This window comes from Pseudomonas sp. MF6776, from assembly GCF_016613125.1.
In the GTDB taxonomy this organism is placed as follows: domain Bacteria; phylum Pseudomonadota; class Gammaproteobacteria; order Pseudomonadales; family Pseudomonadaceae; genus Aquipseudomonas; species Aquipseudomonas iridis.
Genome location: NZ_JAENSQ010000014.1, coordinates 38,072 through 55,498, shown reverse-complemented (window position 1 = coordinate 55,498; position 17,427 = coordinate 38,072). Strand labels below are relative to the sequence as shown.

The 17,427-nt window shown below is 60.8% G+C and carries 15 protein-coding genes and 1 other RNA gene; all 16 read left to right on the top strand.

Annotation, left to right across the window (positions count from 1 at the left end):
* Nucleotides 1–88 precede the first annotated feature (88 nt).
* The 16 genes from rsmI (at nucleotide 89) to ftsA (ending at nucleotide 17,338) form a co-directional block, all read left to right on the top strand.
* Nucleotides 89–994 (top strand): 16S rRNA (cytidine(1402)-2'-O)-methyltransferase, encoded by a 906-nt coding sequence (gene rsmI, locus JJD74_RS17345; protein ID WP_200616147.1) that lies wholly within the window; start codon nucleotides 89–91, stop codon nucleotides 992–994.
* A 73-nt stretch (nucleotides 995–1,067) separates the two neighbouring features.
* An RNA gene (gene rnpB / locus JJD74_RS17340) (RNase P RNA component class A) lies at nucleotides 1,068–1,421 on the top strand.
* A 402-nt stretch (nucleotides 1,422–1,823) separates the two neighbouring features.
* Nucleotides 1,824–2,279, top strand: coding sequence for a division/cell wall cluster transcriptional repressor MraZ (gene mraZ, locus JJD74_RS17335; protein WP_042560992.1), 456 nt, complete (start codon nucleotides 1,824–1,826; stop codon nucleotides 2,277–2,279).
* On the top strand, nucleotides 2,276–3,223 hold the full coding sequence (gene rsmH, locus JJD74_RS17330; RefSeq protein WP_390896372.1) for a 16S rRNA (cytosine(1402)-N(4))-methyltransferase RsmH: 948 nt from the start codon (nucleotides 2,276–2,278) through the stop codon (nucleotides 3,221–3,223). The genes mraZ and rsmH overlap by 4 nt, the downstream gene beginning before the upstream one ends.
* On the top strand, nucleotides 3,220–3,513 hold the full coding sequence (ftsL, locus tag JJD74_RS17325; protein ID WP_042560990.1) for a cell division protein FtsL: 294 nt from the start codon (nucleotides 3,220–3,222) through the stop codon (nucleotides 3,511–3,513). Before rsmH ends, ftsL begins: the two co-directional genes overlap by 4 nt.
* The gene (locus tag JJD74_RS17320) at nucleotides 3,513–5,252 is read left to right on the top strand and encodes a peptidoglycan D,D-transpeptidase FtsI family protein (RefSeq protein WP_181818547.1); all 1,740 of its coding nucleotides are present in this window, start codon (nucleotides 3,513–3,515) and stop codon (nucleotides 5,250–5,252) included. Before ftsL ends, JJD74_RS17320 begins: the two co-directional genes overlap by 1 nt.
* Nucleotides 5,252–6,715: a UDP-N-acetylmuramoyl-L-alanyl-D-glutamate--2,6-diaminopimelate ligase gene (locus tag JJD74_RS17315; protein ID WP_200616143.1), complete on the top strand. Its 1,464-nt coding sequence runs from the start codon at nucleotides 5,252–5,254 to the stop codon at nucleotides 6,713–6,715. The genes JJD74_RS17320 and JJD74_RS17315 overlap by 1 nt, the downstream gene beginning before the upstream one ends.
* Nucleotides 6,708–8,075: a UDP-N-acetylmuramoyl-tripeptide--D-alanyl-D-alanine ligase gene (locus tag JJD74_RS17310; RefSeq protein WP_200616142.1), complete on the top strand. Its 1,368-nt coding sequence runs from the start codon at nucleotides 6,708–6,710 to the stop codon at nucleotides 8,073–8,075. Before JJD74_RS17315 ends, JJD74_RS17310 begins: the two co-directional genes overlap by 8 nt.
* Complete coding sequence (gene mraY / locus JJD74_RS17305) at nucleotides 8,075–9,157, top strand: phospho-N-acetylmuramoyl-pentapeptide-transferase (protein ID WP_047303084.1); 1,083 nt, start codon at nucleotides 8,075–8,077, stop codon at nucleotides 9,155–9,157. Before JJD74_RS17310 ends, mraY begins: the two co-directional genes overlap by 1 nt.
* Nucleotides 9,158–9,162: 5 nt before the next feature.
* The gene (gene murD, locus JJD74_RS17300) at nucleotides 9,163–10,509 is read left to right on the top strand and encodes a UDP-N-acetylmuramoyl-L-alanine--D-glutamate ligase (RefSeq protein ID WP_200616141.1); all 1,347 of its coding nucleotides are present in this window, start codon (nucleotides 9,163–9,165) and stop codon (nucleotides 10,507–10,509) included.
* On the top strand, nucleotides 10,506–11,723 hold the full coding sequence (gene ftsW / locus JJD74_RS17295) for a putative lipid II flippase FtsW (protein WP_047303079.1): 1,218 nt from the start codon (nucleotides 10,506–10,508) through the stop codon (nucleotides 11,721–11,723). The genes murD and ftsW overlap by 4 nt, the downstream gene beginning before the upstream one ends.
* The gene (gene murG / locus JJD74_RS17290) at nucleotides 11,713–12,783 is read left to right on the top strand and encodes an undecaprenyldiphospho-muramoylpentapeptide beta-N-acetylglucosaminyltransferase (protein ID WP_200616140.1); all 1,071 of its coding nucleotides are present in this window, start codon (nucleotides 11,713–11,715) and stop codon (nucleotides 12,781–12,783) included. Before ftsW ends, murG begins: the two co-directional genes overlap by 11 nt.
* Nucleotides 12,776–14,236: a UDP-N-acetylmuramate--L-alanine ligase gene (gene murC / locus JJD74_RS17285; RefSeq protein WP_042560981.1), complete on the top strand. Its 1,461-nt coding sequence runs from the start codon at nucleotides 12,776–12,778 to the stop codon at nucleotides 14,234–14,236. The genes murG and murC overlap by 8 nt, the downstream gene beginning before the upstream one ends.
* Entirely contained in the window at nucleotides 14,233–15,192 is a 960-nt protein-coding gene (locus JJD74_RS17280; protein ID WP_115148182.1) for a D-alanine--D-alanine ligase, read from the top strand. Before murC ends, JJD74_RS17280 begins: the two co-directional genes overlap by 4 nt.
* A 4-nt stretch (nucleotides 15,193–15,196) precedes the next feature.
* Nucleotides 15,197–16,063, top strand: coding sequence for a cell division protein FtsQ/DivIB (locus tag JJD74_RS17275; protein WP_047303073.1), 867 nt, complete (start codon nucleotides 15,197–15,199; stop codon nucleotides 16,061–16,063).
* Between the two features lie 15 nt (nucleotides 16,064–16,078).
* A complete protein-coding gene (gene ftsA / locus JJD74_RS17270) occupies nucleotides 16,079–17,338 on the top strand; it encodes a cell division protein FtsA (protein ID WP_047303071.1) in 1,260 nt (419 codons plus the stop codon).
* Nucleotides 17,339–17,427 lie beyond the last annotated feature (89 nt).

Sequence of the window (17,427 nt, the reverse complement as noted above, 5' to 3'; positions counted from 1 at the left end):
TAGCTGAAGTAAATGTTGCGGCGTCGCAGGACTGCGCGCAAAAACCGCAGGCCAGCAGAGGACGTCGCAAGCCTCGTGACGCGTTACAATGCCGGTTTTTACCGATCATGAGGTGTGCGCTTTGACTGCTCCAGGTTCCCTGAATTCCGCTGCCGGCTCGCTTTATGTGGTGGCGACGCCCATCGGCAACCTGGACGACATCAGCGCCCGGGCACTGAAAATCCTCCGTGAAGTGGCGCTGATCGCTGCCGAGGATACGCGTCACTCGCAACGACTGATGCAGCACTTCGGTATTTCGACGCCGTTGGCCGCTTGCCACGAACATAATGAACGAGATGAAGGTAGCCGCTTTATCACCCGTCTGCTGGCGGGAGATAGCGTCGCGCTGATTTCCGACGCGGGCACGCCGCTGATTTCCGATCCGGGCTATCACCTGGTGCGTCAGGCTCGCGCTGCCGGGATCAATGTGGTGCCGGTGCCGGGTGCCTGCGCGTTGATCGCAGCATTGTCGGCAGCGGGCCTGCCGTCTGATCGATTCATCTTCGAAGGTTTCCTGCCGGCCAAGTCGGTTGGGCGCAAGGCGCGACTCGAAGCAGTCAAGGAAGAGCCGCGTACACTGATTTTCTACGAAGCCCCGCACCGCATTCTGGAATGTCTACAGGACATGGAAGCAGTGTTCGGTGGCGAACGGCAGGCACTGCTGGCCCGTGAAATCACCAAGACCTTTGAAACGCTCAAGGGGCTGCCACTGGCTGAATTGCGCGCATTCGTCGAGTCCGACAGCAATCAGCAGCGCGGCGAATGCGTGGTGTTGGTTGCCGGCTGGACGGCCCCTGATAGCGAGGACGCGGTCAGCAGCGAAGCCATGCGCATCCTCAATCTGTTGCTTGAAGAGATGCCGCTCAAGCGTGCCGCCGCGCTGGCAGCGCAGATCACCGGTGAGCGTAAAAACGTCCTTTATCAGGTCGCGCTGGATAAACAGAAGGACGTGTAAGCCGTCGCCCATAGCGGTCTTGAGGCTTTTAGCGCTTGTTCTTCGCTCGCTCTGCCGTTAACCTTCGCGGCGGAGAGTCGATCGGACAGTCGCTGCCTTCTATGAAAATTAGGGGGGGGAGGAAAGTCCGGGCTCCATAGGGCGAAGTGCCAGGTAATGCCTGGGAGGCGTGAGCCTACGGAAAGTGCCACAGAAAATAACCGCCTAAGCGCTTCGGCGCCGGTAAGGGTGAAAAGGTGCGGTAAGAGCGCACCGCGCGTCTGGCAACAGTTCGTGGCTAGGTAAACCCCACTTGGAGCAAGACCAAATAGGGTCCCAAGGCGTGGCCCGCGCTGGGACCGGGTAGGTTGCTAAAGATGTCCAGTGATGGCCATCGTAGACGAATGACTGTTCAAGACAGAACCCGGCTTACAGATCGACTCTCCACCTTTTTCTTTCCCTGCTTGAATCAATGGCATCGGGGCTGTGTAATATCAGCAGGCCTGCTCTGAAAGTTCGGCAGCGGCAATTGCAGTAATAGCCTTTTCCCACCTTGCTTCAATCAACAGCAGAAGCGCTTTTGTAATACCGAAAAAATCTTACTCTTAACAAATTACTTTAACTTTCGAGCGCAGCTTTCAGTGCTGCATCAAGTTATGGGTCAAAAGTCTCCGTCAGATTCTCGTTACTCCTCCTTTTATGCTCCTAAATCTCCGTTCTGTAAGGCTTTTCCTTTAATCCGCGCCTTGACGGTGTGGTGGCCGCATTCCTATAGTGTGCACAAGTGGCGGAAAGTGGCATGAAGTGGGTTTTTTGAGCTCAAAACGATAAAAATTGGAGAAACGCAGACGTGTTTCGCGGAGCTAACGCTATCAGTCTCGATGCAAAGGGCCGTCTCGCTATGCCGAGCCGGTACCGTGACGAGCTGGATTCGCGTAGTTCCGGCCAATTGATCGTCACCATTGATGCCGTTGATCCGTGTCTTTGTGTCTACCCGCTCGACGAGTGGGAAATTATTGAAACCAAGTTGCGCGCGCTCCCTTCGCTTCGTGAAGAGAACCGTCGCTTGCAGCGTTTATTGATTGGTAATGCCGTCGACCTCGAACTCGATGGCAGTGGTCGTTTTCTGGTTCCGCCGCGTCTGCGCGAATACGCAAAGCTTGATAAGAAAGCGATGCTGGTGGGCCAACTGAACAAGTTCCAATTGTGGGACGAGGATGCATGGAACGCGGTATCTGCCGCTGACCTTGCTGCCATTCAACAACCGGGCGCGATGCCTGATGAACTGCGTGATTTGATCTTGTGACTATTGATAGCGGCTTTAACCACATCACCGTACTGCTTGACGAAGCCGTCGAGGCTCTCGCCGTACGTCCTGATGGCTGCTATCTGGACGGTACGTTCGGGCGCGGCGGACACAGTCGGTTGATCCTCAGCCAGCTCGGACCGGACGGTCGACTCATCGGATTCGACAAGGATCCTCAAGCGATTGCCACCGGGCAAACGCTAGCGGCCGAAGACGGCCGCTTTGTCGTTGTGCAGCGCAGCTTTGCCGAGCTCGGTTCGGAAATCGCCGAGCGCGGTCTGGCCGGCAAGGTCAGCGGTATTCTGCTCGACCTGGGCGTGTCCTCGCCGCAACTCGATGACGCTGAGCGAGGTTTCAGTTTCCTCAACGACGGTCCGCTGGACATGCGCATGGATCCGTCTCGCGGCATCAGCGCCGCTGAATTCGTCAACACCGCGCCGGCTGAAGAAATCGCCCGGGTGTTCAAGGAATACGGTGAAGAGCGTTTCTCCGGCCGCATGGCGCGTGCCGTCGCCGAGCGTCGCGATATCAAACCTTTCGAGCGTACCGCCGATCTGGCCGAAGTGCTCAAGGTTGCCAACCCGGCATGGGAAAAGGGCAAGAATCCGGCCACCCGTGCGTTCCAGGGTTTGCGCATTCACGTCAACAACGAATTGGGCGATCTGGAAGCCGGCCTCGAAGCGGCGCTGGAAGCCCTGGAAGTGGGTGGCCGTCTGGTCGTGATCAGCTTCCATTCGCTGGAAGACCGTATTGTCAAATTGTTCATGCGCAAGCTGGTGAAAGGCGAAGCCGATAACCTGCCGCGCAACCTGCCGGTTCGCCATGTGGCGTTCGAGCCGAAAATCAAAGTCCATGGCAAAGCGCAGACGGCCTCCGACGCCGAACTCAAAGCCAACCCACGTTCCCGTAGCGCCGTCATGCGCGTCGCGGAGAAATTGCGTTGAGCAAGCTTTTTGCCAAGCCACTGCCCGGCGGCAGCTTTTTCATGCTGCTGCTGTTTGTTGCCGTGCTCGTGTCGGCCATCGCGGTGTCTTACAGCGCGCACTGGAACCGCCAGCTGCTCAACAATCTTTACAACGAACTCAGCGTGCGCGACAAGGCGCAGGCCGAGTGGGGCCGCTTGATTCTCGAGCAAAGCACCTGGACCGCACACAGCCGGATCGAAGTGCTGGCCACCGAACAACTGAAAATGCATATCCCTGGCGCGGCTGACGTGAAGATGGTGGCGCCATGATGAAACTTGAAGGCGCACTGTTCCCGTGGCGCTTCCGCCTGATGGTGACGCTGCTCGGTTTGATGGTGGCTGCGATCTGCTGGCGCATCATTGACCTGCAAGTGGTTGACCGTGACTTCCTCAAAGGTCAGGGCGATGCACGCAGTCTTCGTCACATCCCGATTCCTGCTCACCGTGGTCTGATCACCGACCGTAACGGCGAGCCTTTGGCCGTCAGTACCCCGGTGACCACCCTGTGGGCCAACGCCAAGGAAATGCAGACGGCCAAAGAGAAGTGGCCAGCACTGGCCGCCGCGCTGGGTCAGGACCCGAAAGCCCTGACCGAACGCCTTGAGGCGCAGGCCAACAAAGAATTCATTTATCTGGTGCGCGGGCTAACCCCTGAGCAGGGCCAGTCCGTGCTCGACCTGAAAGTGCCGGGAGTTTACGGCATCGAAGAATTCCGCCGGTTCTACCCTGCCGGTGAGGTCACCGCGCATATGGTCGGCTTTACCGACATCGATGATCATGGGCGCGAAGGCGTCGAACTGGCCTATGACGAATGGCTGGCCGGCGTGCCGGGCAAGCGACAAGTCATCAAGGATCGGCGCGGTCGGCTGATCAAGGATGTCCAGGTCACCAAAAACGCCAAGGCCGGCAAGCCCTTGGCGTTGTCCATTGACCTGCGCCTGCAATATCTGGCCAACCGCGAGCTGCGTAACGCGATCATCGAGAACGGCGCCAAGGCTGGCAGCCTGGTGATCGTGGACGTGAAGACCGGCGAGATCCTCGCGATGGTCAACCAGCCGACCTACAACCCGAACAACCGTCGCAACCTGCAACCGGCGATGATGCGTAACCGCGCGATGATCGACGTGTTCGAACCGGGTTCGACCATGAAAGCCATCTCGATGGCCGCCGCGATCGAAACCGGTCGCTGGAAACCGAGCGATACCGTCGAGGTTTACCCAGGCACGCTGCAGATCGGCAAATACACCATCAAGGACGTTTCGAGGTCCGAAGGTCCGGTGCTCGACCTGACCGGCATCCTGATCAATTCCAGTAACGTCGGTATGAGTAAGGTCGCGTTCGATATCGGCGGTGAAACGATTTTCCGCCTGGCGCAGAAAGTCGGTCTCGGCCAGGACACCGGCCTCGGCTTCCCGGGCGAGCGTGTCGGTAACCTGCCGAACTACCGCGAATGGCGCAAGGCAGAGACGGCGACGCTGTCCTACGGTTACGGTATTTCCGTCACTGCGATTCAACTGGTTCACGCCTTCTCGGCGCTGGCCAACAACGGTCGCCTCGCACCACTGACGCTGATCAAAACCGACAAAATGCCGCAAACCACACAAGTGCTGCCGGAAGCTGTCGCGAAAACCATGCAGGGCATGTTGACCCAAGTGATCGAAGCCCCGCGCGGTGTGTTCCGTGCTCAGGTGCCGGCGTATCACGTGGCGGGCAAATCGGGTACGGCGCGCAAGACCTCAGTGGGCACCAAGGGCTACGCCGAAAACTCCTACCGTTCGTTGTTCGCCGGCTTCGGCCCGATGAGCGATCCGCGTTACGCCATCGTTGTGGTGATCGATGAACCAAGCAAGGCCGGTTACTTCGGTGGTCTGGTTTCCGCGCCGGTGTTCAGCCGTGTGATGTCCGGCACCCTGCGCTTGATGAACGTGACCCCGGATAACCTGCCGACCCCACAACAGGCCAACACGACCCCGGTCGTTCCGCTGAAAGCCAATGGAGGGCGCGGCTGATGTCATTAAGTCTGAACAAGATATTCCCCCACGCCGGCCACGATCTGTTGATTCGTGAATTGGCGCTGGATAGCCGTAACGTACGTGCGGGCGACCTGTTCCTCGCGGTGCCGGGCGGCAAATTCGATGGGCGTGCGCACATTGCCGATGCCTTGCAACGTGGCGCCGCTGCTGTGGCCTATGAAGTGGAAGGCGCCACTGTGCTGCCAATCACCGATGTGCCGCTGATTCCGGTCAAGGGTCTGGCAGCGCAGCTGTCGGACATTGCCGGGCGTTTTTACGGTGAGCCAAGCCATCACCTGAACCTGGTGGGGGTGACGGGCACCAACGGAAAAACCAGCGTGACCCAACTGGTTGCGCAGGCGCTGGATCTGCTCGGCCAGCATTGCGGCATTGTCGGCACCCTCGGTTCCGGCTTCTATGGCGCATTGCAAAGCGGCCTGCACACCACGCCGAATCCGATCGCCGTGCAAGCGACTCTGGGCGACCTGAAAAAGGCTGGCGCCAAAGCCGTGGCCATGGAAGTGTCGTCCCACGGTCTGGATCAGGGGCGCGTCACCGCGCTGGCGTTCGACGTTGCCGTGATGACCAACCTGTCCCGCGATCATCTGGACTATCACGGCACGATGGAGGCTTACGCGCAGGCCAAGGCCAAGCTGTTCGCCTGGAATGATCTGAAGTGCCGTGTGGTCAACCTCGACGACGATTTCGGCCGGCAACTGGCCGCCGAAAAACGCGAGTCGCGTTTGATCACCTACAGCCTGCTCGACAGCAGCGCTTACCTGTACTGCCGCGAAGCGCAGTTTGACGATCATGGCGTGCGCGCCACCTTGGTCACGCCGCAGGGCGAGCATCATCTGCGCAGCACGCTGCTCGGCCGTTTCAACCTGAGCAACGTATTGGCAGCCGTTGGCGCCTTGCTCGGCCTGGATTACGCGCTCGACGAAATTCTCAAGGTACTGCCGAAACTCGAAGGCCCGGCCGGACGCATGCAGCGTCTTGGCGGCGGCACTCAGCCGTTGGTGGTGGTCGATTACGCGCACACCCCGGATGCTCTGGAAAAAGTCCTGACGGCTTTGCGCCCGCACGTCAAAGGTCAGTTGCTGTGCCTGTTCGGCTGTGGCGGTGATCGTGATCGCGGCAAGCGTCCGTTGATGGCTGAAGTGGTCGAGCGTCTGGCCGATCAAGTGCTTGTCACCGATGACAATCCGCGCACCGAAGACCCGGCAGTGATTTTCGATGACATTCGCGCCGGTTTCACGGCTGTGGATAAAGTCACCTTCGTCTCCGGTCGTGGTCAGGCAATCGCGCAATTGATTGCCGACGCTTCGGCGGATGACGTGATCGTTCTGGCCGGTAAAGGTCACGAGGACTATCAGGAAATCAACGGCGAGCGTCATGCCTTCTCCGACCTGGTCGAAGCCGATCACGCGCTGACCGCTTGGGAGGTGGCCCATGCTTAAGGCCCTGACACTCAGCGAGCTGACCAACGCGCTCGACGCACGCCTGATCAGCGCCGATGCCAGTTTCGACGGCGTGAGCATCGACAGCCGCGGGATCAAACCCGGCCAACTGTTTATTGCCCTGACTGGCCCGCGTTTCGACGGTCATGATTATCTGAACGACGTCGCCGGCAAAGGCGCCGTTGCTGCATTGGTCGAGCGCGAAGTCGCCGACAGCACCTTGCCGCAATTGCTGGTCAAGGATACCCGTCAGGCCTTGGGCCAGTTGGGTGCCTTGAACCGTGCCGCGTACACTCAGCCGGTGGCGGCCGTGACCGGTTCCAGCGGCAAGACCACGGTCAAGGAAATGCTCGCCAGCATCCTGCGCACGCGCGGTCCGGTGCTGGCAACACGCGGCAACCTGAACAACGACCTCGGTGTTCCGCTGACCCTGATCGAGCTCGCCCCGGAACACACCTCCGCCGTGATCGAACTGGGCGCCTCGCGTCTGGGCGAAATCGCCTACACCGTCGGGCTGACCAAGCCGCACGTAGCGATCCTGAACAATGCCGGTACCGCTCACGTTGGTGAGTTCGGTGGCCCGGAAAAAATCGTCGAAGCCAAAGGCGAAATCATCGAAGGGCTGGCGGCCGATGGCATCGCCGTGCTCAACCTCGACGACAAGGCCTTTGGTATCTGGAAGACCCGCGCTGCCGGTCGCAAAGTGCTGACCTTCGCGCTGAGCAACACTCAAGCGGACTTCTACGCCAGCGACCTGAGCACTGATGCACGCGGTTGCCCGGCCTTCAATCTGCACACGCCCGAAGGTAGCGAGCGCGTTCAACTGAACCTGCTCGGCACCCATAACGTTGCCAACGCCATGGCCGCCGCCGCTGCTGCCCACGCTTTGGGTGTGTCGCTGTTCGGCATCGCCACTGGCCTTGGCGCGGTGCAACCGGTCAAGGGCCGCACCGTCGCGCAATTGGCGAAAAACGGCATGCGCGTGATTGATGACACTTACAACGCAAACCCCACCTCGATGTGCGCGGCCGTTGATATACTCGCCGGCTTTTCCGGCCGCACCGTCCTGGTGCTCGGAGATATCGGCGAGTTGGGCGATTGGGCGGAGCAGGGGCACCGCGACGTGGGCGAATACGCCCGGGGCAAGGTTTGCGCGCTGTACGCGGTCGGGCCGAACATGGTTCACGCCGTCAACGCATTCGGTGAGCAGGCGCATCACTTCGGCACACAGGCCGAACTGATCCAGGCCCTGGACGCCGAGCAGGACACAAACACCACCATTTTGATCAAGGGTTCGCGCAGTGCAGCGATGGAAAACATCGTTGCGGCTCTGTGTGGGTCCAGTCTGGAGAAACATTAATGCTGCTGCTGCTAGCGGAGTATCTGCAACAGTTCCACAAAGGCTTCGCGGTCTTTCAGTACCTGACCCTGCGCGGGATCCTCGGTGTGCTGACCGCGCTGGTTTTGTCGCTGTGCTATGGCCCGTGGATGATCCGCACTCTGCAGAACCGTCAGATCGGCCAGTCCGTTCGTAACGACGGTCCGCAATCGCACCTGTCCAAGTCGGGTACCCCGACCATGGGCGGCGCACTGATTCTGTCGTCCATCGGCGTCAGTACTTTGCTCTGGGCTGACCTGAGCAACCGCTATGTCTGGACTGTGTTGCTGGTGACTCTGTTGTTCGGCGCCATCGGCTGGGTCGACGATTACCGCAAAGTCATCGAGAAGAATTCGCGTGGCTTGCCAAGCCGCTGGAAGTATTTCTGGCAGTCGGTGTTTGGTCTGGGCGCGGCGATCTTCCTTTATATGACCGCTTCGACGCCGGTGGAAACCACGCTGATCCTGCCGATGCTCAAGGATTACAGCATTCCGCTGGGCTTCGGCTTCATCGTGCTGACCTATTTCGTGATCGTCGGTTCGAGCAACGCGGTCAACCTCACCGACGGCCTCGACGGTCTGGCGATCATGCCAACCGTGATGGTCGGCGGTGGTCTCGGCATCTTCTGCTACCTGTCGGGTAACGTGAAATTCGCTGAATACCTGTTGATCCCGTATGTGCCGGGCGCAGGCGAACTGATTGTGTTCTGCGGCGCGCTGATCGGTGCCGGTCTGGGTTTCCTCTGGTTCAACACCTATCCGGCCCAAGTCTTCATGGGCGACGTCGGCGCACTGGCGCTGGGTGCTGCACTGGGCACCATCGCGGTGATCGTCCGTCAGGAAATCGTCCTGTTCATCATGGGCGGCGTGTTCGTGATGGAAACCCTGTCGGTGGTCATCCAGGTTGCATCCTTCAAGCTGACCGGTCGCCGCGTATTCCGCATGGCACCGATACACCACCACTTTGAACTCAAGGGCTGGCCCGAGCCGCGCGTGATCGTCCGTTTCTGGATCATCACCGTGATTCTCGTGTTGGTTGGCCTTGCCACCCTGAAGCTGAGGTAGAACGAGTGTCTCTGATCGCTTCTGACCACTTCCGCATCGTTGTCGGCCTCGGCAAGAGCGGCATGTCCCTGGTTCGCTTCCTGGCGAACCGGGGCACGTCGTTTGCCGTGGCCGATACGCGGGAGAATCCACCGGAACTGGCCACGCTCAAGCGTGACTATCCGCACGTGGAAGTGCGTTGTGGCGAGCTGGACGTTGAATTCCTCTGCCGTGCCGACGAGCTCTACGTGAGCCCCGGCCTGGCGCTGGCGACCCCGGCCCTGCAAGCCGCTGCGGCCCGTGGCGTGAAACTGTCCGGTGACATCGAGCTGTTCGCGCGTAACGCGAAGGCGCCGATTGTGGCCATCAGCGGTTCCAACGCGAAAAGCACCGTTACCACCCTGGTCGGCGAGATGGCGGCTGCGGCCGGCAAACGTGTGGCGGTGGGCGGCAATCTCGGTACCCCGGCGCTGGATCTGCTCAGCGACGACGTCGAGTTGTACGTGATGGAACTGTCGAGCTTTCAGCTGGAAACCACCGATCAGCTCAACGCTGAAGTGGCCACCGTGCTGAACATCAGCGAAGACCACATGGATCGCTACAGTGGTCTGCCGGCGTACCACCTGGCCAAGCACCGGATCTTCCGTGGTGCCAAGCAGTTCGTGGTCAACCGTCAGGATGCACTGACCCGTCCACTGATGGGCGAGGGCCAGCCATGCTGGACGTTCGGCCTGAGCAAACCTGATTTCAAGGCATTCGGTATCCGCGAAGAAGAGGGCGAGAAGTATCTGGCCTTCGAATTCCAGAACCTGATGCCGGTCCGTGAGCTGAAAATTCGTGGCGCGCACAACCAGTCCAACGCACTGGCGGCGCTGGCGCTCGGCCATGCGGTCGGCCTGCCATTCGACGCAATGCTTGCGGCCCTGCGCACCTTCGCCGGTCTCGAACATCGCTGCCAGTGGGTGCGTGATCTGGACGGTGTCGCTTACTACAACGACTCCAAAGCCACCAACGTTGGCGCCGCACTGGCGGCCATCGAAGGCCTGGGTGCGGACATCGACGGCAAGGTCATTCTGATCGCCGGTGGTGATGGCAAAGGTGCCGAGTTCAACGACCTGCGTGATCCGGTGGCAGCCAACTGCCGCGCCGTGATCCTGATGGGCCGCGACTCCGACAAGATCGGCGCGGCCATCGGCGATGGCGTGCCACTGATTCGCGCAACCTCCCTGGTTGATGCTGTCGCGCAATGCCGCGCCGCCGCCCAACCGGGTGATGTGGTGCTGCTGTCGCCGGCCTGTGCCAGTTTCGACATGTTCAAGAATTACGAAGACCGTGGTCACCAGTTCGTCCGCGCCGTGGAGGAATTGGCATGAACCTGAGAAATATCATCAAGCCGTACCCGTCGCCGCTGATTACCGGGCGCGGTATCGATCTCGACTTCCCGATGCTCGCCGGTTGCCTGGCGCTGCTCGGCCTGGGCCTGATCATGATCGCGTCGGCCTCCACCGAAGTGGCAGCCGCGCAGTCGGGCAGTCCGCTGTATTACATGATCCGCCACCTTATCTATGTGGTGCTGGGGTTGGGCGCGTGCATCATCACCATGATGATTCCGATCGCCACCTGGCAACGCCTTGGCTGGTTGATGCTGCTGGGTGCGTTCGGCCTGCTGATCATGGTGATCATCCCGGGGATCGGCCGTGAGGTTAACGGTTCGATGCGCTGGATCGGTTTCAGCTTCTTCAACGTGCAGCCCTCGGAGATCGCCAAGGTATTCGTGGTGATTTACCTCGCCGGATATCTGGTGCGTCGCCAGAAAGAAGTGCGCGAGAGCTGGATGGGTTTCTTCAAGCCGTTCATCGTGCTGCTGCCAATGGCGGGCCTGTTGCTGATGGAGCCGGACTTCGGTGCCACCGTCGTAATGATGGGGGCGGCGGCGGCGATGCTGTTCCTTGGTGGGGTGGGCTTGTTCCGCTTCTCGCTGATGGTGGTGCTGGCGGTCGGGGCCGTGGTCCTGCTGATTCAGATGCAGCCCTACCGGATGGCGCGTCTGACCAACTTCGCCGACCCGTGGGCCGACCAGTTCGGCGCCGGTTATCAGTTGTCGCAAGCGCTGATCGCGTTCGGTCGTGGTGAATGGCTGGGCGTGGGCCTGGGCAACAGCGTGCAAAAGCAGTTCTACCTGCCGGAAGCGCACACCGACTTCGTGTTCTCGGTACTCGCCGAAGAGCTTGGCGCGGTGGGTTCGCTGTGCACCGTGGCCCTGTTCGTCTTCGTGTGTATCCGCGGCATGTACATCGGTCTGTGGGCCGAGAAAGCCAAGCAGTTCTTCGCTGCTTATGTGGCATACGGCCTGTCGTTCCTGTGGATTGGTCAGTTCCTGATCAACATCGGTGTGAACGTCGGCCTGCTGCCAACCAAGGGGCTGACCTTGCCGTTCCTCAGTTACGGCGGCAGCTCGCTGGTGATCTGCTGTGCCTGCCTTGGCCTGTTGCTGAGGATCGAGTGGGAGAGTCGAACCCATTTGGGCAGTGAAGAGATGGAATTCCATGAGAGCGACTTCGCCGAGGAGCCGAATCATGGGCGCTAACGTATTGATCATGGCCGGCGGAACCGGCGGCCACGTATTCCCGGCGCTGGCCTGTGCCCGCGAGTTTCAGGCGCGCGGCTACACCGTGCACTGGCTCGGCACGCCACGCGGGATCGAGAACGAGCTGGTACCGGCCGCAGGGCTGGAACTGCACCGCATCAACGCCAGTGGCCTGCGCGGCAAGGGCAAGCTGTCGCTGCTCAAGGCGCCGTTCATGCTGCTCAAATCGGTCTGGCAGGCGCGGGCGATCATTCGTCGGCTGCGTCCGGTGTGTGTGGTCGGCTTTGGTGGCTACGTGACCGGCCCCGGCGGTCTCGCGGCGAAACTGGCCGGTGTGCCGGTGATCGTTCACGAGCAGAACGCCGTCGCCGGCACCGCCAATCGGTTGCTGGTGCCGTTCGCCGCCCGAGTGTGTGAAGCGTTCCCCGACACCTTTACTCTGTCGGACAGCCGCCGTACCACCGGTAACCCGGTGCGCAGCGAGCTGTTCCTCGAAACACCGCGACCTGCTCTGGCCGGTCGCAAAGCGCGTTTGCTGATCTTGGGCGGAAGCCTTGGCGCAGAGCCGTTGAACAAGTTGCTGCCTGAAGCGCTGGCGCAAGTCGCTGCCGATTTGCGTCCGGAAGTGTTCCATCAGGCCGGCAAAAACCACGATGAAGTGACTGCAGAGCGCTACCGCGCCGTCGGCGTGGAAGCGCAGGTGCAGCCGTTCATCAAAGACATGGCCCAGGCCTATGGCTGGGCTGACCTGGTGGTGTGCCGTGCAGGCGCGTTGACCATCAGTGAGCTGGCTGCCGCCGGTCTGCCCTCGATGCTGGTGCCTTTGCCCCACGCGATCGACGATCACCAGACCCGCAACGCCGATTATTTGGCCCGTGAAGGCGCTGCCTTCCTGATGCCGCAAAGAACGACTGGTGCCGCGGACCTTGCCGCGCGCCTGACAGAGGTCTTGATGCAACCGCAACGACTCGAAGAAATGGCCCAAGCGGCCCGCCGTCTGGCGAAACCCGATGCCACCCGTAGCGTGGTCGATACCTGTCTGGAGGTGGTCCATGGTTGAGAATCAGAAAGCCATGCCGCAACCGGAAATGCGCCGCATCCGTCGCATCCACTTCGTCGGTATCGGCGGCGTGGGCATGTGCGGCATCGCCGAAGTGTTGTTGAACCTGGGCTATGAAGTGTCCGGTTCCGACCTGAAAGCTTCGCCGGTCACCGAGCGTCTGGAATCGTTCGGCGCCAAGATCTTCATCGGCCACCGTGCCGAGAACGCTGCTGCCGCCGATGTGCTGGTGGTGTCGAGCGCCGTCAATACCTCCAACCCGGAAGTGGCGACTGCACTGGAACGCCGCATCCCGGTGGTGCCGCGTGCCGAAATGCTGGCTGAGCTGATGCGCTATCGCCACGGCATCGCCGTTGCCGGTACCCACGGCAAAACCACCACGACCAGCCTGATTGCTTCCGTGTTCGCCGCCGGTGGTCTCGATCCGACGTTCGTTATCGGTGGGCGTCTGAACGCTGCCGGCACCAACGCGCAACTCGGCACCAGTCGTTACCTGATCGCCGAAGCCGATGAAAGCGACGCGAGCTTCCTGCATTTGCAGCCGCTGGTGGCCGTGGTCACCAACATCGACGCCGATCACATGGCGACCTACGGCGGTGACTTCAACAAACTGAAGAAAACCTTCGTCGAATTTCTGCACAACCTGCCGTTCTACGGTTTGGCGGTGATGTGCCTGGACGACCCGGTCGTGCGCGAAATCCTGCCGCTGGTCAAACGTCCAACCGTGACATACGGCTTCAGTGAAGACGCCGACATCCGTGCGATCAACGTGCGTCAGCAAGGCATGCAGACCTTCTTCACCGTGCTGCGCCCTGATCGCGAGCCGCTGGATGTCTCGGTGAATATGCCGGGCAACCACAACGTGCTCAATTCGCTGGCAACCATCTGCATCGCCACCGACGAGGGCGTCAGCGATGAAGCCATCGTTCAGGGTCTGTCGGGCTTCCAGGGTGTTGGTCGACGTTTCCAGGTCTACGGCGAACTGCCGGTGGACGGCGGCAGCGTGATGCTGGTCGACGACTACGGCCACCATCCGACCGAAGTCGCGGCCGTGATCAAAGCCGTGCGGGGTGGCTGGCCGGAGCGCCGGCTGGTGATGGTTTACCAGCCGCACCGCTACAGCCGCACCCGCGACCTGTACGACGACTTCGTCAATGTACTGGCTGACGCCAACGTTTTGCTGCTGATGGAAGTCTATCCGGCCGGTGAAGAACCGATCCCGGGCGCCGACAGCCGCAAGCTGTGCAACAGCATCCGGCAGCGCGGTGCGCTCGACCCGATCTACATCGAGCGTGGCGTCGATCTGGCGCCGCTGGTCAAGCCGCTGTTGCGCGCCGGCGACATCCTGCTGTGCCAGGGCGCTGGTGATATCGGCGGTCTCGCGCCGAAGCTGTTGAAAAGTGAATTGTTCGCTGGCGCCGTGGCCGCGCCGGTCGAGGGGAAGTTGAAATGACTGCTGCCTACGCCAATCTGTTCTCCACCATCGCGCCGAAAGACTTCGGCCGTGTCGCCGTGCTGTTCGGTGGCCTGAGTGCCGAGCGTGAGGTTTCGTTGAAATCCGGTAACGCCGTGCTCGAGGCGCTGCAGAGCGCTGGCGTGGACGCGTTCGGCATCGACGTCGGCGACGATATTCTGCAGCGTCTGCTGAGTGAAAAAATCGACCGCGCCTTCATCATTCTCCACGGTCGTGGCGGTGAAGACGGCTCCATGCAGGGCCTGCTCGAAGTCGCCGGCATTCCATACACCGGCAGCGGCATTCTGGCTTCGGCACTGGCGATGGACAAACTGCGCACCAAGCAGGTCTGGCACAGCCTCGGGATTCCGACGCCGCGTCACGCCGTGCTGTGCAGCGAAGCCGATTGTATTTCGGCAGCGACGGAACTGGGCTTCCCTTTGATCGTCAAACCGGCGCATGAAGGTTCAAGTATCGGGATGGCCAAAGTGAGTTCTGCGTCCGAGTTGATCGACGCATGGAAAGCGGCCAGTACCTACGATTCGCAAGTGTTGGTTGAGCAATGGATTCAAGGTCCGGAGTTCACCATCGCCACCCTGCGTGACCAGGTGTTGCCTCCAATCGCCCTGGGTACACCGCACACGTTCTACGACTACGACGCCAAGTACATCGCCAACGATACCCAGTACCGCATTCCGTGCGGGCTGGATGCCGCCAAGGAAAAAGAACTCATGGATCTCACGGCCAAGGCCTGTGAGGCGCTGGGTATCGCCGGTTGGGGCAGGGCAGATGTGATGCAGGACGCCGACGGGCAGTTCTGGTTCCTGGAAGTGAACACCGCACCGGGCATGACCGATCACAGTCTGGTGCCGATGGCGGCCCGTGCTGCCGGTCTGGATTTCCAGCAACTGGTACTGGCCATTCTGGCTGCCAGCGTAGAAGAGGCGCGAGGTTAAGACGATGCAAGGCGCACAGCTCAGACATCAGCCACCCGCACCCGGCCGCAAGCCGGTGCCGCGGGGTGCCAGCCGAATGGTGGCCAAAGAGCCGATGTCCGCGCGCCTGCCAAAAGCCAACTTCGGTTTTGTGAAAAGCCTGTTCTGGCCAGTGCTGCTGGTGGTGCTCGGGTTCGGTACTTACGAAGGTGCCCAGCGGTTGCTGCCTTACGCCGACCGGCCGATCGCCAAAATCGCCGTGCAGGGCGACCTGAGCTACATCAGCCAGCAAGCGGTGCAGCAGCGAATCGCCCCGTTCGTCGCGTCGAGCTTCTTCACCATCGACCTGGCCAGCATGCGCAAAGAGCTTGAGCAAATGCCGTGGATTGCCCACGCCGAAGTGCGTCGGGTGTGGCCGGATCAAGTGGTGATCCGCCTCGAAGAGCAACTGCCGATAGCGCGTTGGGGCGACGAGTCATTGCTCAACAACCAGGGCCAGGCGTTTACGCCCAGGGAGCTGGCGAACTACGAACACCTGCCACAACTGTTCGGCCCACAACGGGCTCAGCTGCAAGTGATGCAGCAATACCAGGTGCTGAGCCAGATGCTCCGGCCTATGGGCTTCTCGATTGCACGCCTGGAATTGCGTGAGCGAGGTAGCTGGTTCCTGACCACCGGTGCCGGCAGTTCCGGTCCCGGCATCGAGTTGCTGCTGGGACGCGGCAACCTCGTGGAAAAGATGCGCCGCTTTATCGCCATCTATGACAAGACGCTTAAAGAACAGATTACGAACATTGCGCGCATCGATCTGCGCTACGCCAACGGCCTTGCTGTTGGCTGGCGGGAACCAGTAGCGCCGACGGCAGCCCAACCCGCTGTCGCAAAGAATTAAGAAGAGGCAGGACCCATGGCAAACGTGCAAAGCGGCAAAATGATCGTCGGTCTGGATATCGGCACCTCCAAGGTGGTGGCGCTGGTAGGCGAGGTCTCGGACGACGGCACGCTGGAAATCGTCGGTATCGGTACACATCCGTCCCGCGGCCTGAAAAAAGGCGTGGTGGTGAATATCGAGTCCACCGTGCAATCGATCCAGCGCGCGATCGAAGAAGCCCAACTGATGGCGGGCTGCCGCATTCACTCGGCGTTCGTCGGCGTGGCGGGTAATCACATCCGCAGCCTGAACTCCCACGGCATCGTTGCGATTCGTGATCGCGAAGTCAGCTCGGCCGACCTTGAGCGTGTGCTCGACGCCGCCCAGGCTGTGGCGATCCCGGCTGATCAGCGTGTGCTGCATACCCTGCCGCAGGATTACGTGATCGATAACCAGGAAGGCGTTCGCGAACCTCTGGGCATGTCCGGCGTACGTCTGGAAGCCAAGGTTCACGTGGTCACCTGCGCCGTCAACGCCGCACAGAACATTGAAAAATGCGTGCGCCGCTGCGGTCTGGAAATCGACGACATCATTCTGGAGCAACTGGCGTCCGCGTATTCGGTGCTGACCGATGACGAGAAAGAGCTAGGCGTGTGCCTGGTCGACATCGGCGGCGGTACCACCGACATCGCGATCTTCACCGAGGGCGCTATCCGCCACACGGCCGTGATCCCGATTGCCGGTGATCAGGTGACCAACGACATCGCCATGGCGTTGCGCACCCCGACCCAGTACGCCGAAGAGATCAAGATCCGTTACGCCTGCGCCCTGGCCAAACTGGCTGGCGCCGGCGAAACCATCAAAGTGCCAAGCGTTGGCGACCGTCCCCCGCGTGAACTGTCGCGTCAGGCCCTGGCCGAAGTGGTCGAGCCGCGTTACGACGAACTGTTCACCCTGATCCAGGCCGAACTGCGCCGCAGCGGCTACGAAGACCTGATCCCGGCCGGCATCGTCCTGACCGGCGGTACGTCGAAGATGGAAGGCGCCACCGAACTGGCCGAAGAAATCTTCCACATGCCGGTACGCCTCGGTGTCCCGCACGGTGTGAAAGGTCTGGATGACGTGGTGCGCAACCCGATTTATTCCACTGGCGTTGGCTTGTTGATGTACGGCCTGCAAAAGCAGTCCGACGGAGTTTCGTTCTCCGGCATCGGCAGCCGCGACAGCTACAGCAGCGAAGAGCCTCAGGCGCCGCTGCTCGACCGACTGAAAAAGTGGGTCCAGGGCAATTTTTAAAAGCAGCGCGAAGCGACAAGCTTCAAGCGGCAAGCAACAGCAGTAGATACACCGCAACAAACAGCAGTAGGCGAAAAAACTAGAGAATG